Raw genomic sequence first — 22313 nt, 5'->3', positions numbered from 1 at the left:
AGCCCCGCCTGTCGCTGCGAGCACGTGCGGCCCGGCATGTCGGGGACGGTGGGTGCCGAAGAAGCTATCTTGATCTCGCCAGCGGCCGGCCGGAACCGCAGCGCTGGCGGAACGAGGAGAAGATATTGCGTATCGGGAAAATCACCATCGGCTCAATCCGTGATTGGACGCCGAGCCCAGGAGTTCTCATCTCCTGGCACCCGACACCCACGGCCCGGGAAAGGGCCCGGCAAGCGCCGGTCAGCCCGGTGCCCGTCAGCTATATGCAGAGTCAGCATCTTCGGGGTTATCACCGGCAAACGACCTCGGGGCTCGACTATTCACGGCAAATCATCGCGACCTGCGAAGTCCCCGGCCAGTGCGACATCTCCGCCATGAATGACGCGCTCAATGCATATTTGCGCCGGCACGACACGTATCGCAGCTGGTTTGAGCACACCGACGCGGGCGACATCATTCGGCATACCATCGACGATCCCGCCGATATCGAATTCGCGCCCACCGACCACGGCGAAATGGCCGTTGACGACTTGCACAACCATGTGGTGGCCACACCCGATCCGCTGCACTGGGAGTGCTTCAGCTTCGGGATTGTCCAAAACGAGAATCACTTCACCTTCTACGCGAGCATCGACCACGTCCACGGGGACGCGGCGCTGATCGGCATCACGATGGTGGAGTCCCACGCGCTGTACATGGCGTTGACGGGTGGCGCGGGGCCCCTTGCGCTGCCCGCCGCCGGCAGCTTTGACGATTTCTGCGCCGAAGAGCGCCGCTACACGTCAGACTTGACCCTGGATTCGCCGCAGGTGCGCGCGTGGATCGACTTCGCCGAGAACAACGATGGAAGCCTGCCGGAGTTCCCTTTGCCACTGGGAAATCCGTTGGAGCCCAGCAAGAGTGAGATGATCACGGACACCCTGATGGACGCGCAACAAACCGCGAGATTCGAAGCGGCCTGCTCGGCGGCGGGTGCGCGCTTCGTCGGCGGCTTGTTCGCCTGCCTCGCCCAGGTGGAACACGAATTCACAGGTGCCGCCACCTATTACGGACTCACCCCCAGAGATACCCGAAAAACTTCGGACAACTTCATGACCCAGGGTTGGTTTACCGGCTTGGTTCCGATCACCGTGCCGATTGCCGCCGTGTCCTTTAGCGATGCCGCCTGGGCGGCTCAGAGTTCTTTTGACTCGAGTCTGAACATGGCGAAGGTCCCCTATTACCGCGTGCTGGAATTGGCGCCGTGGCTGAGCAGGCCCCGCCCTAACTTTCCGGTGACAAATTTTTTGCATGCGGATGCCGCTCCGATGAACGCCGTGCTCGCGGCAGCTGAGATGGGCTACACCAACAACATTGGGATCTACTCCGACGGAAGATATTCGTACCAGCTAACGATCTATACCTTCCGGTACGAGGAAGGCACCGCGATGGCGATAATGTTTCCAGACAACGCGGTTGCCCGAAAATCAGTCGCCCGGTATGTCGCGGCAATGAAGTCCGTCTGTATGCGGGTCGCTGATAGCGGGCATTGGGGGCGCGTTGCCTAGCGGGGAACAGTGCGATGGCTACTGATTTTCTCCGGACTCGGCCTTTTCACGCGGCCGGGAGCGTAGCGAGGTCGATGTGCGACGGCTAGCTGATTTTGTGGTGCGTTGGCCCGGGGTCGTCATAGGTTTCTGGGTCCTGATCGCGGTCGCACTGCCGCTGACGTTCCCGCCCCTGAACGAGATGGCGCAGAAGCACCCACTCGCGATGCTGCCGAGCGGCGCGCCGTCGAGCGTGGCCGCCCGGAAGATGACCGAAGCGTTTCACGAATCGGGCGCCGAAAACCTCATGCTGGTGGTGCTCAGCGATGAGAAAGGGCTTGGGCCCGCCGACGAAGCCACCTACCGCAAGCTGGTGAGCGCCCTGCACGACGACCGGCGCGACGTGCTGATGTTGCAAGATTTCGTCAGCACGCCGCCCTTGCGTCCGGTTTTGACCAGTAAGGACCGCAAATCCTGGGTGCTGCCGGTCGGCCTCGCCGGCGAATTGGGCACACCAAAGTCCTACGCCGCCTACCTCCGCGTTGCCGACATCGTCAAACACAACGTCGCCGGATCCCCGTTGACAGCGAACCTGACCGGACCCGCTGCCACCGTCAGCGATCTCACCGTCGCGGGCGAGCGGGATCGCCTTCCGATTGAACTGGCGATCGCCGCCCTGGTGCTCGTCGTCCTGCTGGTGGTCTACCGCAACCCACTCACCATGCTGCTGCCGCTGCTCGCGATCGGAGCGTCGATGGTGATCGCGCAGGCCGTCGTCGCCGGAATCTCGCAAATCGGCGGCCTAGGCGTTTCGAACCAGTCCATCGTCTTCTTGAGCGCCATCATCGCCGGCGCGGGAACCGACTACGCGGTCTTCCTGATCAGCCGCTACCACGACTATCTGCGACGCGGCGCGGACTTCGACGAAGCCGTGCGGCGGGCGCTCACCTCGATCGGAAAAGTGATCGCCGCATCCGCGGCCACGGTCGGAATCACTTTCCTCGGAATAAGTTTCGCCCGAATGGGTGTGTTCTCCACGGTGGGTGTCTCGTCGGCCATCGGGATCGGCGTCGCCTTCCTCGCTGCGATGACCTTGCTGCCCGCCATCCTGGTAGTGGCCGGGCCGCGCGGCTGGGTCAAGCCCCCACGCGAACTGACCGCCCGGTTCTGGCGACGTTCGGGGATTCGCATCGTGCGCCGGCCCGGCGTGCATCTGGTTGCCAGCGTGCTGGTGCTGATCATCCTCGCCAGCTGTGCGGGCTTGGTGCGCTACAACTACGACGACCGCAAGGCCCTGCCGTCCTCGGCACCGAGTTCGATCGGGTATGCCGCGCTGGATCGCCACTTCCCGGTCAATCAGTCCATTCCCGAATACATCCTCGTCCAGTCACCGCACGACCTGCGTACGCCGCGGGCGCTTGCGGATCTGGAGCAGATGGCCGACCGAGTCAGCCAACTGCCGAACATCGCTGCGGTCAGCGGCGTGACCCGGCCCGCGGGCGCGGTGCCGGAACAGTTCAGGGCCACCTACCAGGCGGGCGCCATCGGCGCTCGCCTGGGCGCCGGTTCGGCCCTGATCAGCGACCACGCCGATGATCTCAACCGACTGCTCGCCGGGGCCAACACCCTGGCCGACAACCTCGGCGATGTGCGGGGCCAGGTCAACCAGATGGTCGCAGGGATGCAAGGCCTGACCGAGGCTTTCACTTCGATGAGGACCCAGTACGGCGGCGACAAGTTGGTCAAGGAAGTCGTCACCGCCGCCAAGCTCGTCAGCAGCATCAATTCCCTCGGCCATACCATCGGCGTCAACTTTGCGGCCGTCAAGGACATGTTCGCCTGGGTGGCCCCGGTGCTGGCGGCGCTCGAGGGCAACCAGGTTTGCGATGCCGATCCGTCCTGCAGCGCCACCCGCGCCCAATTCGAGCGTGTGGTCAATGCCCGCGGTGACGGAAGCCTCGACCAGATCAACGATCTGGCGGGACAGCTCCAGGCGTTCCAAGACCGGCAGACCCTCAACGCCTCGGTGGATCACCTGCGTGGTGCACTCGCCAACTTCGTCAAGGCGCTGCATGCCATGGGGCTGGACCAGCCCGGCGGCCTGCAGGCCGACCTGAACCATCTGCAACAAGGCGCTGACCGGTTCGCCAGCGGAAGCCGGCAAGTGGCCGATGGGGTGGACCAACTCGTCGACCAGATCAAACAGATGGGTACGGGGCTCGGCGAGGCGTCGGCGTTCCTCCTCACGCTGAAACGCGACGCGGCGGAACCGTCGATGGCGGGGTTCAACGTTCCGGCGCAGCTGCTGCACATGGAGGAGTTCAAAAAGGCCGCCAAGGCGTTCATTTCGCCCGACGGGCACTCGGTGCGGTATTTGGTGCAGACCAAACTCAACCCGTTCAGCGCCGAGGCGATGGATCAGGTCAGCGCGATCAGCGATACCGCCAGAGGAGCCCAACCGAATACGTCATTGGCGGATGCGTCGATATCGATGGCCGGATATCCCGTTACGCTCCGGGACACGCGAGACTTTTACGAGCACGACATCAAATTCATCATTGTCGTCACCATCATCGTCGTGCTGATGACGCTGATCGCGCTGCTGCGTGCGGTCGTCGCGCCGCTGTATCTGGTCGCTTCCGTCGTTATCTCGTACTTGTCGGCGGTGGGTATCGGCGTCCTGACATTTCAATTCCTACTGGGCCAGCAATTACATTGGAGCGTCCCGCCGTTGGCCTTTGTGGTATTGGTCGCCGTCGGGGCCGATTACAATATGCTTTTCGTCTCGCGAATGCGTGAAGAATCCCCGAACAGCATGCGTTATGGCGTCATCCGCGCGTTGAGTTCGACCGGCGGTGTGATCACCGCGGCGGGTTTGATCTTCGCCGCCTCGATGTGGGGCCTGGTGTTTTCCAGCATCGGCACCGTCGTCCAGGGTGGCTTCGTGATCGGGATCGGAATCTTGCTCGACACCTTTCTGGTCCGCACCATAACGGTGCCCGCCTTGGCTACGCTGGTCGGGCGGGCCAGCTGGTGGCCGTCACGGCCGGGAGCGCAGCGGTCGCGAGCCCAGTCACCGGCCGGGACCGCGGACTAGTACCAGTCAGCTGCGAGGCCGACGAGCGATATGCGACACTACGAGACCAAGTCGGGCAGGCGGGAAGTGGCGATGCGGCAAGTACTCGCAGGAGTTACCGCTGTGGTAACCCTCGGCGTCACAGGATATTTCGGCCTCGGGATCGCGACGGCCGATGACGAGCCCGGCGACGGGACGGCGTACGCGTTGGGCGGCGCGCACGTTCCCGGCATTCCGTACGACGAGTACGGCAGGCGCCTGGGTGCCGGCTGGTTTCCCGGGCTGAGCCGAGAGATCGTCGACTACCCGGCGGGGCAGGTGCAGGGCCACGTGCTCGAACGGCTCTTTCCGGGGATTGGTCGGCTCGATGAATCCTTCCCGGGTTTGGGCGTGGATGGCCCCAGCGTCGGCGAGTCGGTCGCCGTGGGGACCGAGAACCTGGATGCGGCGATCCGCAGGGGTGGGCCCGGTGCCGCGATCGGGTTGTCCGAGGGTTCGCTTGTGGTTGACGCCGAGCAGGCCCGGCTCGCGAACGATCCGACCGCTCCCCCACCAAACCAATTGGTCTTCAGCACATTTGGCAATCCGGTCGGGCATCACGCCTTCGGCGAGAGTTTCCTGACCTCATTCTTTCCGGTCGGCGCCGTCGTTCCTGCAATGGACTACCGCATACCGCCCCCCGTGGAAAGCCAATACGACACCAAGGCCTTCGTCGCCGCCTACGACATGATCGCCGACTTTCCGGACCGGCCGGACAACCTGTTAGCGCTGGCCAACACGCTCGTGGGCGAAGCGACCGGTCATACCGCGGTCGCGTTCACCGACCCCAGCATGGTGCCGCCGCAGAACATCAGGACGACCGTCAACTCCAGGGGCGCGAAGACGACGACGTATCTGATTCCCGAAAGGCACCTCCCGCTGGTACTGCCCTTGGGCTACCTGGGCGTGCCGGAAGACGTGCTGAATCAGCTCGACGCGGAGCTGACCCCGATGGTGAATGCGGGCTACTCGCGCAACGACGACCCGCTTACCGCTCCGCTTCAAGTGGATCCAGTGCGGGGCTTCGACCCCGCGGCCGTGATCGCACCGGCCAGTCAGGCCACCTTCGGCGGGGGCGGCGATCCCTTTTCGCAGCTGATGTCCAGTGCCATGGCTGCGCTGAATCAGGGCAACCGCTGACCTTGAGGGTGTAGACACGCCCGGGCGTATGGCGGCGATAATGACCCAAATTCGCCCACGTCAAAGGAGACGCGATGAGCAAACCCCCGACGGACCGCCCGCTGCGCGTCATCCAGTGGACGACCGGCAACATCGGGCGACGTTCGCTGCACGCCATCATCGGCAGGCCGGACATGGAGTTGGTCGGGGTGTACGCGCACGGAGCGGACAAGGTCGGCGTGGATGCCGCCGAACTGGCCGGCTGGCCGAAACCGACCGGCGTGCGCGCGACGAACGACATTGACGCGCTGATCGCCCTAGGTGCCGACGCGTGCTGCTACAACCCGTTGTGGCCCAACATCGATGAGCTGGTGCGCTTGCTGGAGGCGGGCGTCAACGTGTGCTCCAGCGCGGCCTGGATCACCGGCGGCAAGCAGACGCCCGAGGACCGCGAACGCATCGTGGATGCTTGCAAACGAGGCGGTTCGACGATCTTCGGCAGTGGGGCGCACCCGGGCATGACCAACATGGTGGGCATGGTGCTCAGCGGCGCGTGCGAACGCGTCGACGAAATCCGGATCACCGAGTCCGTGGATTGCTCGACCTACGAGTCGGCGGAAACGCAGACGGCGATGGGCTTCTCGCAGGATCCCGACACGCCGGGGCTGGCGGAAAGCGTGCGGCGCGAAAGCGAGGTCTTCGCCGAATCGGCCGCCATGATGGCAGACGCGATCGGCGCGAAGCTGGACCGGATGACCTTCGACGTGACCTTCACCGCGGCCACCGGGGATTCGGATCTGGGCTTCATGAAAATCCCCGCGGGAACGGTCGGCAGCGTCTATGGATACCACCGCGGCTGGCAGGGCGACCGCAACGTGGTCAGCGTCGGGTTCAACTGGACCATGGGCAATCATGTGGTGCCGCCCAAGCCGCTGGAGCACGGCCACGTCATCCAGGTGTACGGACTGCCCAACATGCGGACGGTCCTGCATTGCCTGCCACCGAAGGATTGGACGGAGCCCGGGTTCATGGGGTTGGGAATGATCTACACGGCGATGCCGGTGACCAATGCGGTCCCGGCGGTGGTGGCGGCCGAGCCCGGGATCGTGACGCTTGCCGATCTGCCGCCGGTCACCGGCAGGGTGGCCCGGTAACGGCCCGGAACCATATGCGGTTCACCACATCGGAGGCACCCGGAGGAACGCTTGCGTGCACTAAGGTTTAGAGTGCTTAGCTGAGCAAATTGTCGAGGGACATCGGTGTCGTCGGCGACGTAGGTGAGCTTTGCGGCAGCGCCGGGGTGGCGGTAATGCGGAAGGCGGTCAGGTGGTGGCTAGTCCAGACTCAGGTCCACGTACCGGCACCGTGACCCGCGTCCTCAAAAGGGCGTGGATACCGCTGCTTCTGGTGGTGGTCTTGGCCCTTTCGGCGTTGATCGTGTCGCGGCTCCACAAGATTTTCGGCTCGCAGGATCTCAACGCGAACTCCGGCAAGGGGATCGAAATCGTACAGTTCAACCCGAAGGTCGTCGTGTACGACATCACGGGGCCACCCGGGGCCACCGCCAACATCAACTACTGGGACGAGAACGCCAACACCCATCAGGTCAATGCGGCGCCACTGCCGTGGTCGACCACCATCTCGACCACCTTGCCCTCGGTGAGCGCCAACATCATGGCGCAGAGCGACAGCGGTGAGATCAGCTGCAAGATCACCGTCGACGGCGTCGTCCGCGAACAGCGGAACTCCGACGGCCACAACGCGCAGACCTTCTGCCTGGTGAAGTCCGCATGAGCGACGGCACGGGCAAGGGCCACCTGGGCACCGCGGACACCGAGGACACCGGACCGGTCACGACGCCGGCCCAAGCAAAGGCCGAGCGCGGCCACCGGCCATACCTGCCCCACTCGATCCGAATCTTCGCGGTGCCGATCATCGTGGGCTGGGTGTTCGTCACGGTCCTGGTGAACGTCATCGTCCCGACGCTGGAAAAGGTCGGCGAGGCCCATTCGGCGCCGATGACACCGCTGGACGCGCCGTCGATGAAGGCGATGATGCGGCTGGGCCACAACTTCCGCGAGTTCGATTCCAACAGCACGGTCATGATCGTGCTGGAGGGCCAGCAGCCCCTCGGCCCGGACGCGCACCAGTACTACGACAAGCTGATTCGGGACCTCCGCAAGGATCCCCAGCACATCCAGCACATCCAGGACTTCTGGGGCGATCGGCTCACCGCCGCGGGCGCGCAAAGCGCCGACGCCAAGGGCGCGTACGTGATGATCAACCTGGCCGGAAACCAGGGCACCACGCTGGCCAACGAGTCGGTGGACGCCGTGCGCAAGGTGATCGACGAGAACAAGGCACCACCGGGTGTGAAGGCCTACGTCACCGGTCCCGCCGCGTTGTCCGACGACATGCACATCATCGGTAACGCCAGCCTGGCCAAGATCACGCTGTTCACCTTGGGTGCCATCGCGATCATGTTGCTGCTGGTCTATCGGTCCATCGTCACCACGCTGGTCCAGCTGTTCATGACCTTTGTCGCGCTGGCCTGTTCGCGGGGTGTCGTCGCCGTTCTCGCGTACCACAACGCATTTGGGCTCACCACTTTCGCCGCCAACATCCTCACCATGCTGGCGATCGCGGCCGGCACCGACTACGGCATCTTCCTCGTCGGCCGTTATCAAGAAGCGTTGCGCGCCGGCGAGGATCGAGAAACCGCGTACTACACCACCTTCAAAGGGGTGGCCCCGGTTGTGCTGGGGTCGGGGCTGACCATCGCCGGGGCGACGTACTGCCTGAGTTTCACGCGGTTGCCCTGGTTCAACACCATGGGCGCCCCTGTGGCGATCGGCATGCTGGTGGTGGTGCTGGCCGGACTGACGCTGGGTCCGGCGGTTGTCTTCGTGGGCAGTCGCTTTCACCTCTTCGAGTCCAAGCGGGCGGCCAAGCGCGGGCGGCTCTGGCGGCGGGTGGGCACCGCGGTGGTGCGCTGGCCCGCACCGGTTTTGGCCGTGAGCGCCGCGGTCGTGTTGGTGGGCATGGTCGCGTTGCCGAGCTACAAGACGAGCTACAACGACCGCTACTACCTACCGACCTCCGCCCCATCCAATCTCGGGCAGGCGGCCGCCGACCGCCATTTCTCGCAGGCCCGGATGAACCCCGACATGCTGATGGTGGAGTCCGACCATGACATGCGAAACCCGGCCGACATGCTGGTGTTGGACCGGGTCGCCAAGAACGAGATGCGCACGCTCGGCATCGCCATGGTTCAGGACATCACCAGGCCGCTGGGCATTCCGATTCAGCACAGCTCGATACCGTTCCAGAACAGCATCCAAAGCCAGACGACGATGCAGAACATGGGCTTCCTGAAGGAGCGCATCGCCGACATCCTCAGAATGGCCGACGACCTGCAGACCCAGATCGAAACCACACAGCGCCAATACGAGGTGTCACTAGACCTGTCGAACGCCGCGGACGACAGCGCAAAGACCACGGCCGTGACGTCGCAAATCACCGATACCCTGCGTGACCACATCGCGGATTTCGACGACACCTTCCGGCCGATTCGCAGCGTCTTCTACTGGGAGAGGCACTGCTACGACATCCCCGTGTGCATCGGGTTACGGTCCCTCTTCGACACGTTCGACGGGTTCGACCAGCTCGCCGAGCAGTTCCACTACCTCACCGCCGACATCGCGCACACCGCCAAAGCCACCCACGACCTGAATGCGCTGTTTCCCACGCTGATCACCACGCTGAAGACCACCAGGGGCATCACGCTCACCCTGTACCAGACGTTCAAGGCGATGATCGACCAGATGGAGGCGATGAGCAATACGGCGATCGTGATGGGGCAGAGCTTCGACGCGTCGAAGAACGACGACTTCTTCTACCTGCCGCCGGAGGCTTTCGACAACCCCGATTTCCAGACGGGCCTTCGCATGTTCTTGTCGCCCGACGGTAAGTCGGCGCGATTCTTCATCACCCACCAGAGCGATCCGATGACGCCGGAAGGTATTTCGCGGGTCGACGCCGAGCGCACCGCCGCGCAGGAGGGACTCAAGCAGTCGTCTCTGCAGGACGCCAAGGTCTATCTCGGCGGCACGGCCCCGACGTTCAGGGACATGGCCGACGGCGAGAAGTACGACCTGATGATCGCCGTGGTGTCGGCCCTGACGCTGATCTTCATGATCATGCTCCTGCTGACTCGAAGCGTGGTTGCCGCGCTGGTGATCGTCGGCACTGCGGCCAGCTCGATCGCCGCGTCATTCGGCCTGTCCGTGCTCATTTGGCAGGACCTGTTCGGCATCAGAATCCACTGGATCGTGATGGCGCTGTCCGTCATCATCCTGCTGGCCGTCGGATCCGACTACAACCTGCTGCTGGTCTCGCGATTCAAAGAAGAGATCCATGCCGGGCTCAAGACCGGAATCATCCGGTCGATGGCGGGTACCGGTGGGGTGGTGACGGCCGCGGGCCTGGTGTTCGCCTTCACGATGGCCTCGATGCTCGGCAGCGACTTGCGGGTGCTGGGCCAGTTCGGCTCGACGGTGTGCATCGGTCTGCTGCTCGACACCCTGATCGTGCGCACGCTGCTGATGCCGTCGATCGCGACGCTGCTGGGACGATGGTTCTGGTGGCCGCAGGTGGTACACCCCCGCGGCGACAACGCCCGGCGCGCGGTGCCGGCTTAAGTCGGCAGCTGCACGACCACCGCGACGGCTCCGGCACCGACATGCAGCGCCAGCACCGGCCCCAGCGGGGTGATGATCGCCGGCTCGCAGACCGGTAGTCTGCGCGCCAGCTCCGCCGCCACTTCCTTGGCGCCGTCCGGGTTGGCGACGTGATGAACCGCCAGCGCGGCCGGACTGTCGCCGGCGACCCCGCAGACCCGGTCGATCATCGCCTCCGTCGCGTGGGTGACGGTGCGTACCCGTTGCGCCAGAACGAGTTTGCCGTCGTCGATGCGCAGCAGCGGCTTGAGCGCCAGCGCCGTGCCCAGCCATGCCTTGGCGCCGCCGATTCGCCCGCTGCGGCGCAGGTTGTCCAGCCGGTGCACCACCATGAAGGCGTGGCTTTGCCGTGCGGCCGCGGTCGCCGCGCCGGCGACAGCGTCGAGGTCACCGCCGGCGGCGGCGGCCCGCGCGGCGGCCAATGCGATGAAGCCCGTGCCCATGGCGGTCGACTTCGAGTCGACGACCCGTACGTGGGCGTCCAGGTCGGCGGCGGTCCGTTCCGCCGCGCCGCAGGTGCCCGACAGTGCGGACGAAATGTGCACCGCCACCACGCCGTCCCCGCCGCTGTCGGCCAGCGCCTGCTGGTAGGCGTCGGCCAGTTCGGCCGGTGTGGCCGCCGCGGTGGTGGCGTGACGCTTGTAGATGTCGTCGGGGATCTGGTCCACGCCGTCACGCAAATCGACACCGTCGAGCAGGATGTGCAGCGGCACAACCCGTATCGCCCACTGCTCCAGCAAGTCGGCCGGCAAGCGCGCCGACGCGTCGGTCACCACTACGACGGACATCGAGCTACCCGCGTGGCTTGTCGGTGTGAACGCCGGTCTGATTGCGCGGCTCTCCCCCGCAAGCGGGAGGTGCCCCCACCTCATCGCGCTGCGCGTCCCCCGCAAGCGGGCGGTGCCCCCCCTGCATCGTCGCCACGCCGGCTTCGGCCAGGGCCTTCAGCATCAGCTCGGCGACCGCCTGGTGCGCTTCGAAATTCCAGTGAATGCCGTCGGGATTTCCGCGCCCACTCATGATGTGCTCGGCGACAGCCGCTTTGAGGTCCACCAGGGGAACGTCGTGGGTTTGCGCCCACTCCGTGATCGCCGCGGCGGTCGCCGGGCGGCCATGGTGGGCCCTGCCGTAGGTGTCGGCGATATGCACCGACGGCAGCGAGGCCACGATCGGGATACCCGGGCGGTTGAAATCGATTGCGTTGCGGGTCTGTTCGAGGTACTCGGCGCTCAGGTGCGCGGGCAGCGCGGACCGGGCCACCGGCGAGAGCCTGGGCTGCAGCCAGCCGTAGCCGTCGCGGACCCAGCGCCGCACTCGCGGCGGGCGCACGTAGCGGATCAGTTCGCGCAGCGCGGTCGGCAGCACCGACGGCAGCGAATCCATGCCGCCGGTCGCGAAAATGACCGCCCCGGCCCTGGGCAGCGCCGCCCAGGCGCGCGGGTCCTGGGTCGCCGCCCACCAGATATCGCGGCAGGTCCAGCCGATGCGACCGATGAGTTCCACATCCCAACCCAATTGCGCTGCAACGATATTGGGCCAGATGCGCGGATCGTCGGCGGGCAGGCCGCCGGTGGGCCCGTAGTAGGCCAGCGAGTCGGCGAAGATCAGCAGGGTGGGCCGTGCATCAGAGGACATCGTTGGGCACCTGCGCCGAAGCGTTCCACACATCGAGGCGCCAGCGGATGCTGTCGAAACCCGCCCCGGAGTCGTCGGCATGGCCGGAAAGCTGCACCCAGCTGGCGTTGCCCATGCCGCCCAAGGTCGGCCAGTTCGCGACCGGAAGCTTGAGCAGCGCGGCCGACAGCGCGGCGATCAGCCCGCCGTGGGCCACCAGCACCACCGGCCGATCGGCGTGCTGGGGGCCACCCCATTCCGGCTCGCCGGAGACCAGTTCGGTAACCAACGGAACGCTGCGGGCGGCGACGTCGACCCGGCTTTCGCCACCATGGGGCGCCCAGGTGGCGTCTTCCCGCCAGGCCAGCCGGGCACCGGGGGCCTGCGTGTCGACCTCGGTGTGCGTCAGCCCCTGCCAGTCGCCGAGATGGGTTTCCCTCAACCGCGGATCCACCCGGATCGGCAGGCCGGTCCGCTCCCCGAGCCGGATCGCCGTGTCGTAGGCGCGATGCAGATCCGACGACACGATGAGCAATGGCTGTAGCTTGCCGAGCACCTCGGCGGCGGCGATCGCTTGCGCCCGCCCGAGCTCGCTGAGTTGGGAATCCAGCTGCCCCTGCATGCGGCTGCCCGCGTTGAACTCGGTTTGCCCGTGCCGCAACATGATCAGCCGACGAATCGTCATTGCGCGCCCGCCGAGTCGTCGGGAACCGCGGCCAGGTCCACCGGCACGACCGGGCAGTCGCCCCACAACCGGTCCAGGGCATAGAAGTCGCGGTCGTCCTGGTGCTGGATGTGCACGACGATGTCGCGGTAGTCCAGCAGCGTCCAGCGGCCCTCCCGGGTGCCCTCCCGGCGCGCCGGCTTGTAGCCCGCCCTGCGCATCTTCTCCTCGACCTCGTCGACTATGGCATTGACCTGCCGCTCGTTGGACGCCGAAGCGATGACGAAGCAGTCGGTGATGACAAGTTGACCGGACACGTCGATCACGACGACATCGTCGGCCAGTTTCGAGGCGGCCGCGCCGGCGGCCACGGTCGCCATGTCGATCGCCTCCTGCGTGGCGGTCATGTGTTCTTCCCGGCGGGCAGGGTTGATCGGCTCACGGTGTCCTTCGATTGTTCGCCGCGATACAGCCGGCGCTTGGAGACGTACTGCACCACGCCGTCGGGCATCAGGTACCACAGGGGCCGGTGCTGCTCGGCGCGCAGACGGCAGTCGGTCGACGAGATCGCCAGCGCCGGGATCTCGACGAGCGTCAGCACGTCCTCCGCCAGCTCGCCCAGCACGCCGGTGATGTGTTCGCGCCGCAGCTCGTAGCCGGGCCGGCTGACGCCGACGAACCGCGCCAGCTCGAACAACTCCTCCCAGCCCTGCCAGGACAGGATGGAAGCGAGCGCGTCGGCCCCGGTGATGAAGTACAGCTGCGAATCGGGGTTGAGGGCGTGCAGTTCCCGCAGGGTGTCCTTGGTGTAGGTGGGCCCGGCGCGGTCGATGTCGACCCGACTCACCGAGAAGCGCGGGTTGGACGCGGTGGCGATCACCGTCATCAGGTATCGGTCCTCGGCGGCGGAAACGTGGCGGTCCTTCTGCCAGGGCTGACCGCTGGGGACGAACACCACTTCGTCGAGGTCGAACAGGTCGGCGACCTCACTCGCGGCAACCAGGTGCCCGTAATGGATGGGATCGAACGTCCCACCCATCACTCCCAGCCTGCGCAGCTGCTTTTGCACGATTTGCCAGCTTACTTGAGGCGGCGATCCGGCCCGATTCCTCAGCCCGCGGGCCGGTCGGCACCCCGGGGGCCTCCCGCGAGCGTCACGCCAGCGTGACGCAGGTGGCCGAGCGTCACGCCAGCGTGACGCAGGGAGGAAGAACGCCCTCAGACCGGTAGCAGCTGGTCGATCACGGCGGCGAGCTGCTTGGCCGACCGGCATTCGTGCATCGTGATGACCTCTTGGTAACGCGGCACCGCCGAGTCGCCGCTGCCCCACAGGTGTTTGGGCTCGGGATTCAGCCAGTGCGCGTGCCGGCTGGCGGTCACCATGTGGGCCAGCAGCTCGGTCTCCGGATTGCGGTAGTTGGTGCGGCCGTCACCGAGCACCAGCAGCGAGCTGCGCGGGGAAAGGACGTTGGGGAACGCCTGCACGAACGACGCGAAGGCGTTGCCGTAGTCGGAATGCCCGTCGCGGCTGTACACGCCGGCCTCCCGGGTGATCCGCTGGATCGCCACGGCCAGGTCGGCTTCGGGCCCGAACATCTGGGTGACCTCGTCGGTGGTGTCGATGAACGCGAACACCCTCACCCGCGAGAACTGTTGGCGCAGCGCGTGTACCAGCAGCAGGGTGAAGTGGCTGAACCCGGCGACGGAGCCGGACACGTCACACAGCACCACCAGCTCCGGGCGCGCGGGGCGGGGTTTGGCCAGCACCACGTCGATCGGCACGCCCCCGGTGGACATCGACTTGCGCAGCGTCTTGCGCAGGTCGATCACGCCCGCGCGGCTGCGGCGCCGCCGGGCCGCCAGCCGGGTGGCCAGAGTCCGGGCCAGCGGAGCCACCGCCCGTTGCATCTGGCGCAGCTGTTCGCCGGAGGCCCGCAGAAACTCGACGTTCTCGGAAAGCTGTGGGATGCCGTACATCTGGACGTGGTCGCGGCCCAGCTGCTCGGCGGTCCGCCGCTTGGTCTCGGCGTCGACCATCTTGCGCAATTGCGTGATCCGCTGCGCCGCCATGGCTTTGGCGATCTGTTCCTGGGTGGGCGTGGGTTCGTCGCCGTACGGGGCGAGCAGCCCGGCCAGCAGTTTGCCCTCCAACTCGTCCAGGGCCATCGCCTTGAGCGCCTGGTACGACGAGAACGACGGGCCGCGGCTGGAACTGTATTTGCCGTAGGCCTCCACGATGCGCGCGATCATCGCGACCAGCCGCTGGTCCATGTCGGCGAGCTCGGGGTTCTCGGTGAGCAGATCCAGCAGCATCTGGCGCATCGCCTCGACGTCGTCGGGCGGCAACGAGGTATCGCCTTGCGCGTCGGCCTCCTCGTCGGTCACCACCGCGCGGGTGCCCAGCGCCGCGGGAAACCACAGGTCGAACATGGCGTCGTAAGTCTCGCGGTGTTCGGGACGGCGCAACATGGCGCAGGCGATGCCCTCGCGCAACACCTCACGATCGCCCAAACCGAGGGTGGCCATCACCCGCCCGGCGTCCACCGTCTCGGACGGTCCCACCGAAATCCCCACCGCGCGAAGGGCTTCCACGAAGCCAACCAGGTGGCCGGGCAGCCCGTGCGGGGCGAGGGGCCGGGTCGGTCGGATGCGGCGGGGGGCCATCGGTGCGTCCCTAGTTCAACCGGAGCTCGCCGGTTGCGCGCTGCTGGTCGGACTGATGCTTGAGAACCACGCCCAGGGTGGCGGCAACGACGGAGTCGTCGATGGTGTCCAGGCCCAGCGCGAGCAGCGTCCGGCCCCAGTCGATGGTCTCGGCGATGGACGGCACCTTCTTGAGTTGCATGCCGCGCAGCACGCCGATGATTCGCACCAGCTCCTCGGCGAGGTGCTGGGGCAGCTCGGGCACCCGCGACAACAGGATGCGGCGTTCCAATTCGGGACTGGGAAAGTCGATGTGCAAGAACAGGCAGCGACGCTTGAGGGCCTCCGACAGTTCGCGGGTGGCGTTGGAGGTCAGCAGCACGAACGGCGTCCGCTCGGCGGCGATCGTGCCCAGCTCGGGCACGGTCACCGCGAAGTCGGACAACACCTCGAGCAGCAGGCCCTCGATTTCGATGTCGGCCTTATCGGTTTCGTCGATCAGCAAGACCGTGGGCTCGGTGCGCCGGATGGCGGTCAGCAGCGGACGCTGCAGCAGGAACTCCTCGCTGAACACGTCGTCCTTGGTCTGGTCCCAGTCCCCGGAGCCGGCCTGGATGCGCAGGATCTGCTTGGCGTGGTTCCACTCGTAGAGGGCGCGAGCCTCGTCCACCCCCTCGTAGCACTGCAGGCGGACCAGTCCGGAACCGGTCGCCTGGGCGACGGCGCGGGCCAGCTCGGTCTTGCCCACGCCGGCGGGGCCCTCCACCAGCAGGGGCTTGCCCAGCCGGTCGGCCAGGAACACCGCGGTCGCGGTGGCGGTGTCGGGCAGGTAACCGGTCTCGGCCAACCGTCGCGAGACGTCGTCGATGTCGGCGAACAGCGGCTTGGGCCGGGCGGGCACGCTCACTATCTCGGTTCTCCTAAAGCACTTTTCGTCGCGGTCAGGCGGGGCGGATTTGCCCGTCGCCCCACGCGATCCACTTGGTCGAGGTCAATTCCGGCAGCCCCATGGGGCCGCGCGCGTGCAATTTCTGGGTGGAGATGCCGATCTCGGCGCCGAAACCGAACTGCTCACCGTCGGTGAACGCCGTCGACGCGTTGATCATCACCGCGGCGGCGTCGACGCCGTCGCTAAACCGTTGCGCCGCAGCCATATTGCTGGTGACGATGGCCTCGGTGTGCCCGGTGCCGTACTCGTTGATGTGGGCGATCGCGGCGTCGATGCCGTCGACCACCGCGACAGCGATGTCCATCGACAGGTACTCGCGGCGCAGGTCGTCCTCCCCCGCGTCCGCCGAGAACCCGCCGTGCACGGTCACGCCGGCATCCTCCAGGGCGGCCACCAACCGGGGCAGCGCCTTCTTGGCGATGGCGGCATCGACCAACAGCGTCTCGGCGGCGTTGCAGACGCTGGGCCGACGGGTCTTGGAGTTCAGCAGGATCCGTTCCGCCACGTCCAGGTCGGCGCCCTCGTGGACGTATACGTGACAGTTGCCCACGCCGGTCTCGATGGTGGGCACCTGCGCGTCGCGGACCACCGCGTTGATCAGGCTGGCTCCCCCGCGCGGAATCACCACGTCGACCAGGCCGCGGGCCTGGATCAGGTGCGTGACCGTCGAGCGGTCGGCGGCCGAAAGCAGTTGCACCGCATCGGCGGGCAGGTCCTCGCTGACCAGCGAAGCGCGCAGCACCTGCACCAGCGCCTGATTGGACCGGGTGGCCGAAGAACTTCCGCGCAGCAACACGGCGTTGCCCGACTTGAGCGCCAGACCGAAGGCGTCGACCGTCACGTTGGGCCGGCCTTCGTAGATCATGCCGACGACGCCGAGCGGCACGCGCTGCTGCCGCAGATGCAAACCGTTGGGCAGGGTGTAGCCACGCAGCACCTCGCCGACCGGGTCAGGCAACCCGGCGACCTGACGCAGGCCGGCGGCAATTCCCTCGACACGTCTGGGGTCCAGCGCCAACCGGTCGAGCATCGCGGTCGGGGTGCCGGAGGCCTCGGCGGCGCTGAGGTCTTCGGCATTGGCCGACAGGATCAAATCGGTGTGGGCCGCTATCGCGTCGGCCGCCGACCGCAGTGCCTGGTCCTTGGCGACCGTCGGCAGCAATGCCAGGACGCGGGACGCGACCCGGGCGCGGCGGGCGGCGTTGTGGACCTCCCGGCGCAAGTCAGACTCCCGCTGTTGAGCCCCACCGCTGAGGAATGGTGCTTGCAGACTCATTGAACCAGGGTATCGGGCCTTAACCGGCCAGGTGAGGCGGCCCGGGTATTACGGCATCCGCCCCGCGCGTAACGCGCCGACTATCAAGTCGCGGTCTCCGGTGGGTCAGCGAAGTGTTTTTGCCGCCGTCGGTACCCCGATGCGGGCCGGGCTGGTCCGTTCACGGTGCGTCACCTGTCGCACCTTGGCTTGTCGCTCCTCGATGAGTCGTCCTAAGTCTTGGAGCAGCAACGGCTTACGCATCACCAGATGCTCGAGGTGCTCGCGATCGATCTGCAGTGCCGTCACCTCGTCCAGCGCATACGCGCCGGCGAGGTTGGGCTGGCGGGTCAGCGCGGTCAGGCCTAGGAACGATCCCTCGTCCAGGGTGGTGACTGGCACCACCGAGCCGTCGTCGGTCGTCGCCGTCAAGCGCACCCGGCCGGCCACCAGGAAGGTCATGCCGGGCGAGACCTGGCCGGCGGATTCGAGGATTTCGTCGGCACCGTAGCGGACGAGCTTCGCGTACGGGACGAGCGATTGCTGATCGGTATGGCTCAGCCGCAACGCCGGCGCGACGACCGTGCGCAAGGCTTTTTCCACGCGTTGTTTGGTGGAGTAGTTGTCGTCGGCACCGTCAAGATGCAGGCGCGCCCGCCGCGCCGCATACCAAACCCAGCGCAGGAAGGTCGCTTCGGTGGCTTCGGCGTCGGCGGGGGACGCCAACCGGATGGTCGTGCGGTACTGGGCGCCGCCCAAGGAGACTGCGGTGGGCAAGGTTCCGGGCCTGCGGGCCGGCAACGCCGTAGCGACCCGCGTGAGCATCGCGCACACCTTGTCCGGGGAATCGCCGGGCGCGAACTTGGTTGTGATCGCGCAGTCGTACGCGCGCGACGGGCGACTGAGGTTGGTGAACGAGGTGCTGGCGAGCATCGAGTTGGGCATGATGCGGATGCCGCTGCCGGTGTCGATGTGCACGGACCGCCAGTTCACTTCGACGACACGCCCCCGCGCGGTCCCGGTGTCCAGCCACTCATCGATCCGGAACGGCTGCTCGAACAGCATGAACAACCCGGACACCACCTGGCCGACGGAGTTCTGCAGCATCAGACCGATGACCACCGAGGTGACGCCCAGCGCGGTGAACAGGCCACCGATCCGGACGCCCCAGATCATTGACAGCATCACCGCCAGGCCGACGCCGATGACTCCGAAGCGGGCGACATCGACGAAGATGGTGGGCAGCCGTTTGCGCCAGCTCTTGTCGGGCGCGCCCTCGAACACGGTGGCGTTCAGCGCGGACAACACCAGCACGAGCACCAGCAGGCCGAAGAGCGTGGTCAGGATCCGCACCGAGCCGTCTTTGGCGGGCACCTGCGAAGCCTCGACGAGCAGCAGCAACAACGCACCCAGCGGCAGCAGGTAGTTACGCAGCAGGCTTACCTGCCGGGCCAACTGGCTGTGTCGGCGGACCAGCGTGCGGTGCAGCTCGGTAAGCAGGATCAAGGCCACCGGGAATCCGACCGCTACGCCGATGGCCCAGTAGAACCACGATGAGTCGAACAGGTTCATGATCGCTCCGACAACCGGTAGATCGCCTGGTCGGTTCCGCTGACCGAAATGGTGCCGGCCGGCGTGAACTGCCGCACGTCCCGCATCGCCTCGTAGACCTGGGAGGTGACGTAGATACCCGATTGGTTTGCGCCACTTTGCATCCGGTAAGCGAGGCTGACCGCGGCGCCCCACATGTCGTAGACGAGCCCCGAACGGCCCACCAGTCCGCTGATGACGTCACCGGTGCTGATGCCCACCCGAAGGCGCAGCTGGTGGCCGGTCTGGCCGTTGAATCTATCGATGATTTGGCGCATTTCGATAGCAAAGTCGACGCTGCGGTGGATGCTGTCCAGCCGCCGCGTGACCACACCGCAGCTGGCGAGATAGCCGTTATGGAACGTGCGAATCCGCTCGACGCCCAGAGATTCGGCCGCCGAATCGAACTGCCGGAACAGTTCGTCGACGATCCCGACGAGCTCGTCGCCGGATACATCCACGGAAACCTCGTCGAGCCCGACGATTTCGGCGAAGATGACGGCCACGCCCTGGTGTTCCAGCGCGATGGTCTCCTGACCCTCGCGATATCGCTGAACGACGGACTCGGGCATCAGCGCCAGCAACAGGCGGTCGTTCTCCCGGCGCTGTTCGTTGAGAAGTTCCTCCTTGATTGCCAGGCTGCGACTCATTTCGTTGAAAGCAGCGGTCAGGTCGCCGATCTCGTCGCGGGTGGTGACCGGGATGTCGACCTCGTAGTTGCCGGAGCTGATCTTCTGCGTGCCGGCCTGCAGCCGACGGATCGGCCGCAACATCAGTTGGGCCAGCACCATCGACGCCACGCAGATGGCGAAGATCATGATCGCCACCGCCAGCACTACCGTCCTGCTGAACCTGCCCAGGCGCGCGAAAGCGTCGGAGTTGTCCCGTGTCGCCAGGATCGACCAGTGCAGATCGGAGTTCGGCACGCTCAGCGGCGCGTAGGCTTCCAGCTCCCTGTTGCCCATATAGTCGGTGGCGCTGATGACTCCGGTCTGTCCACGTTGGGCGGCGCGAAGGCCCGCGGTGGGGACCGGCTGGACCAGGGTCGTGCCACCCAGCCGGATCGCTTCGTCGACCACGTCGGGCGGCGTGCCCGATGCCACCGCCTCGCGCCGGTATTCGGCCGGATCCTCCAGGAAAAGCCTCGAGTCGGAACGCATCAGGTTGTCGGCTCCGGCGAGGTAAGTCTCGGTCGACGGGCCCATTCCCGCGGCATCCCAGTGTTTGTCGGCGGTCATGATCCTGTTGATCTTCGAGATCGGCAGTGGCAGGGCCATGACGCCGTTGAATTTCCCGTTCATTCCCACCAGCGACACCGCCCACGCCGTGGGGGTGTCGAGTTCCGGCTGGTACGGCTGGAAGTCGGTGATCCAGACGAAGCTGAGATCGTTGGAGCGCAAGGCCTTTTGGTACGCATCGCGCAACTTGGATTCCCGGTAAGGCCCGGTCAGAATGTTGGTGCCCAAGTCCGGGCCCTTATTCACCGAATAGACGACGTTGCCCTGCATGTCCAGCAACAGCGCATCGGGGTATTCGAAGCGGCTGACGATCTCGCGCATGTAGAAGCCGTAGCGAGCGTTGGCCGCCGACCACGCACTGCCATCGCCGGCGTCGTCGACCTTCCTCGCCTCGGAGATCGAACGGTAGGGCGCGGTGTAGTAGGCCTGAAGGTACTTCTGCGCGTTGGAACTCGGGAGGATGGCGTTGCGATCGAGATCTTCACCCGTGATCCGTTTGATTGGCTTGATCATGTTGTCGTCGTAGTAGTTGACGATCGCCTGCTGCTGGGCCGGGTTGATCGTCGCATTGGACAACTGGGCGAATCCATCGGTGAACGCCGTCATCGCCTCGACGATGCTGAAGCCGCCGCTGTAGACGATCAGGGAGTTGGTCACCTCTCTGAAGAGCGACTGCACCTGGCGCGCCTGGGACTCGCGCAGTTCGGTGAGTCGCTCGGATTCGACTTGGCGCAGGGCGTTGCGGCCCGACGACGCCCCGATGAACCCGATCACCCCGATCGACAGGATGCTGGAGAGCAGCAACATCAGCAGCAGCTTGGATTGCAGGCCGATTCGGAAACGCCGACGGCGACGGAACTTATGGCGCTTGCGGGCCGGGCCTTGCTCTGTCACAGGCATTTCGGCCGGAGCCTGCCCCGCGGCATGTTCCGGTGTGGTGTTGGAAGCCGGCTCAGCGTCTCTTAGCTCGCTCGATGTCACTCGACTTCGCCCTTCCTCGGACACGCAGCATCGCTCACGCAGCACACTAGCGCGCGTGTCTGCAGATATGGGCGATTGCGGCAAAGCATTCGACGCCGACGCCGCCCAACCCTTCATTCAGCTAACGGAGCCCACTTATTCTTGGCGTTATGAGCTATGGGTGCGCGGAGGGTCGCGGTTGCGGGACGACCGACGTGACAACCATCCGTCGCCCGGAGCGTGACGCCGAATGGGTACGGGCTGCGCGCCTGGTGCGATGGCTCGCGTGGGCGAGCCTGGCGTGGATGTGCGCGGAGGGCGGGCTCGGCCTGTGGCAAGGGTTCACCGCCGGATCCGTCTCCCTGATCGGCTGGGCGCTGGGTAGCGCGGTCGAGGGCTTGGCGAGCGTGATCGTCGTGTGGCGGTTCACGGGTGCACGCACGCTGTCGGAGACCTCGGAGCGCCGGGCGCAAAGTGGGGTGGCCGTCTCGTTCTGGCTCGTCGCGCCCTACGTCGCCTTCGAATCGGTCCGTAGCCTGCTCGCCGGGGCCCGCCCCGAAACGACATGGATCGGGATGGCGTTGACCGCCGCGGCGCTAATCCTGATGCCGCTTCTCGGCCGGGCCAAGCAGAGGCTCGGCAGGCGTCTGGACTCGCGGGCCACGGCCGGGGAGGGCACACAGAACTATCTTTGCGCTGCGCAATCAGCGGCGGTCCTTCTCACGCTGGCCGTCATCGCCGTGTGGCCGGGCGGCTGGTGGCTGGACCCGGCGGTCGGACTCGCCATCGCCGGCTTTGCGGTCCGGGAGGGCTTCGCGGCGTGGCGTGGCGAGGAATGCGCATGCTGACCCAGGCGCCAAAACCACGTCACGGCACACTGTTTGGCTCTTGGAATCGGCTA

17 protein-coding genes are annotated in these 22313 nt (G+C 66.1%); 7 read left to right on the top strand and 10 right to left on the bottom strand.

Features of this window, described 5'->3' with window-relative positions:
* Positions 1 to 125: 125 nt before the first annotated feature.
* The 6 genes from A5750_RS06075 to A5750_RS06050 all read left to right on the top strand — a co-directional run bounded on the left by A5750_RS06075 (position 126) and on the right by A5750_RS06050 (position 10460).
* The gene (locus A5750_RS06075) at positions 126 to 1547 is read left to right on the top strand and encodes a condensation domain-containing protein (RefSeq protein ID WP_066952777.1); all 1422 of its coding nucleotides are present in this window, start codon (positions 126 to 128) and stop codon (positions 1545 to 1547) included.
* Positions 1548 to 1623: 76 nt separating this feature from the next.
* Positions 1624 to 4623 (top strand): RND family transporter, encoded by a 3000-nt coding sequence (locus A5750_RS06070; RefSeq protein ID WP_066952775.1) that lies wholly within the window; start codon positions 1624 to 1626, stop codon positions 4621 to 4623.
* A gap of 72 nt (positions 4624 to 4695) precedes the next feature.
* Positions 4696 to 5781: an acyltransferase PE gene (pe, locus tag A5750_RS06065; RefSeq protein ID WP_066952879.1), complete on the top strand. Its 1086-nt coding sequence runs from the start codon at positions 4696 to 4698 to the stop codon at positions 5779 to 5781.
* Between the two features lie 74 nt (positions 5782 to 5855).
* Positions 5856 to 6914 (top strand): dihydrodipicolinate reductase, encoded by a 1059-nt coding sequence (locus A5750_RS06060; RefSeq protein WP_066952773.1) that lies wholly within the window; start codon positions 5856 to 5858, stop codon positions 6912 to 6914.
* A gap of 172 nt (positions 6915 to 7086) precedes the next feature.
* Entirely contained in the window at positions 7087 to 7554 is a 468-nt protein-coding gene (locus tag A5750_RS06055; RefSeq protein WP_197505366.1) for an MmpS family transport accessory protein, read from the top strand.
* Positions 7551 to 10460, top strand: coding sequence for an RND family transporter (locus A5750_RS06050; protein ID WP_066952769.1), 2910 nt, complete (start codon positions 7551 to 7553; stop codon positions 10458 to 10460). Before A5750_RS06055 ends, A5750_RS06050 begins: the two co-directional genes overlap by 4 nt.
* Here the strand turns inward: A5750_RS06050 and A5750_RS06045 are convergent.
* From A5750_RS06045 to A5750_RS06000, 10 genes are all read right to left on the bottom strand, one after another.
* On the bottom strand, positions 10457 to 11287 hold the full coding sequence (locus A5750_RS06045; protein WP_066952767.1) for a DegV family protein: 831 nt from the start codon (positions 11285 to 11287) through the stop codon (positions 10457 to 10459). The genes A5750_RS06050 and A5750_RS06045 overlap by 4 nt on opposite strands.
* A 4-nt stretch (positions 11288 to 11291) precedes the next feature.
* A complete protein-coding gene (octT, locus tag A5750_RS06040) occupies positions 11292 to 12134 on the bottom strand; it encodes a diglucosylglycerate octanoyltransferase (RefSeq protein ID WP_066952765.1) in 843 nt (280 codons plus the stop codon).
* On the bottom strand, positions 12124 to 12798 hold the full coding sequence (gpgP, locus tag A5750_RS06035) for a glucosyl-3-phosphoglycerate phosphatase (RefSeq protein ID WP_066952763.1): 675 nt from the start codon (positions 12796 to 12798) through the stop codon (positions 12124 to 12126). The genes octT and gpgP overlap by 11 nt, the downstream gene beginning before the upstream one ends.
* Positions 12795 to 13184, bottom strand: a complete 390-nt coding sequence (gene rsfS, locus A5750_RS06030; RefSeq protein ID WP_066952762.1) for a ribosome silencing factor — start codon at positions 13182 to 13184, stop codon at positions 12795 to 12797. The genes gpgP and rsfS overlap by 4 nt, the downstream gene beginning before the upstream one ends.
* Positions 13181 to 13834 (bottom strand): nicotinate-nucleotide adenylyltransferase, encoded by a 654-nt coding sequence (gene nadD / locus A5750_RS06025; protein WP_255360749.1) that lies wholly within the window; start codon positions 13832 to 13834, stop codon positions 13181 to 13183. The genes rsfS and nadD overlap by 4 nt, the downstream gene beginning before the upstream one ends.
* Positions 13835 to 13995: 161 nt before the next feature.
* Positions 13996 to 15441: a VWA domain-containing protein gene (locus A5750_RS06020; RefSeq protein ID WP_067261611.1), complete on the bottom strand. Its 1446-nt coding sequence runs from the start codon at positions 15439 to 15441 to the stop codon at positions 13996 to 13998.
* 10 nt (positions 15442 to 15451) lie between these two features.
* Positions 15452 to 16327, bottom strand: coding sequence for a MoxR family ATPase (locus tag A5750_RS06015; protein ID WP_066952758.1), 876 nt, complete (start codon positions 16325 to 16327; stop codon positions 15452 to 15454).
* Positions 16328 to 16361: 34 nt separating this feature from the next.
* A complete protein-coding gene (locus tag A5750_RS06010) occupies positions 16362 to 17645 on the bottom strand; it encodes a glutamate-5-semialdehyde dehydrogenase (RefSeq protein WP_066952756.1) in 1284 nt (427 codons plus the stop codon).
* Between the two features lie 105 nt (positions 17646 to 17750).
* Positions 17751 to 19196, bottom strand: a complete 1446-nt coding sequence (locus A5750_RS06005) for a mechanosensitive ion channel domain-containing protein (RefSeq protein WP_067261608.1) — start codon at positions 19194 to 19196, stop codon at positions 17751 to 17753.
* Positions 19193 to 21352 (bottom strand): adenylate/guanylate cyclase domain-containing protein, encoded by a 2160-nt coding sequence (locus tag A5750_RS06000; RefSeq protein WP_066952752.1) that lies wholly within the window; start codon positions 21350 to 21352, stop codon positions 19193 to 19195. The genes A5750_RS06005 and A5750_RS06000 overlap by 4 nt, the downstream gene beginning before the upstream one ends.
* A 230-nt stretch (positions 21353 to 21582) precedes the next feature.
* On the opposite strand from A5750_RS06000, the gene A5750_RS05995 reads away from it, so the two are divergent.
* On the top strand, positions 21583 to 22260 hold the full coding sequence (locus tag A5750_RS05995) for a cation transporter (RefSeq protein ID WP_082959052.1): 678 nt from the start codon (positions 21583 to 21585) through the stop codon (positions 22258 to 22260).
* Positions 22261 to 22313: the final 53 nt, after the last annotated feature.

The sequence above is a fragment of the Mycobacterium sp. 852002-51613_SCH5001154 genome (assembly GCF_001667425.1).
GTDB lineage: Bacteria > Actinomycetota > Actinomycetes > Mycobacteriales > Mycobacteriaceae > Mycobacterium.
This window is presented reverse-complemented; position numbering and strand designations above follow the sequence as displayed.

Bases quoted from the DNA above. Each gene is read 5' to 3' on its own strand.
- A5750_RS06000 (WP_066952752.1), bottom strand. From the start codon at position 21,352: ATGCCTGTGACAGAGCAAGGCCCGGCCCGCAAGCGCCATAAGTTCCGT.
- A5750_RS06045 (WP_066952767.1), bottom strand. From the start codon at position 11,287: ATGTCCGTCGTAGTGGTGACCGACGCGTCGGCGCGCTTGCCGGCCGAC.
- pe (WP_066952879.1), top strand. From the start codon at position 4,696: ATGCGGCAAGTACTCGCAGGAGTTACCGCTGTGGTAACCCTCGGCGTC.
- A5750_RS06010 (WP_066952756.1), bottom strand. From the start codon at position 17,645: ATGAGTCTGCAAGCACCATTCCTCAGCGGTGGGGCTCAACAGCGGGAG.
- octT (WP_066952765.1), bottom strand. From the start codon at position 12,134: ATGTCCTCTGATGCACGGCCCACCCTGCTGATCTTCGCCGACTCGCTG.
- A5750_RS05995 (WP_082959052.1), top strand. From the start codon at position 21,583: ATGAGCTATGGGTGCGCGGAGGGTCGCGGTTGCGGGACGACCGACGTG.
- gpgP (WP_066952763.1), bottom strand. From the start codon at position 12,798: ATGACGATTCGTCGGCTGATCATGTTGCGGCACGGGCAAACCGAGTTC.
- A5750_RS06005 (WP_067261608.1), bottom strand. From the start codon at position 19,196: ATGAACCTGTTCGACTCATCGTGGTTCTACTGGGCCATCGGCGTAGCG.
- A5750_RS06060 (WP_066952773.1), top strand. From the start codon at position 5,856: ATGAGCAAACCCCCGACGGACCGCCCGCTGCGCGTCATCCAGTGGACG.
- A5750_RS06020 (WP_067261611.1), bottom strand. From the start codon at position 15,441: ATGGCCCCCCGCCGCATCCGACCGACCCGGCCCCTCGCCCCGCACGGG.
- A5750_RS06050 (WP_066952769.1), top strand. From the start codon at position 7,551: ATGAGCGACGGCACGGGCAAGGGCCACCTGGGCACCGCGGACACCGAG.
- rsfS (WP_066952762.1), bottom strand. From the start codon at position 13,184: ATGACCGCCACGCAGGAGGCGATCGACATGGCGACCGTGGCCGCCGGC.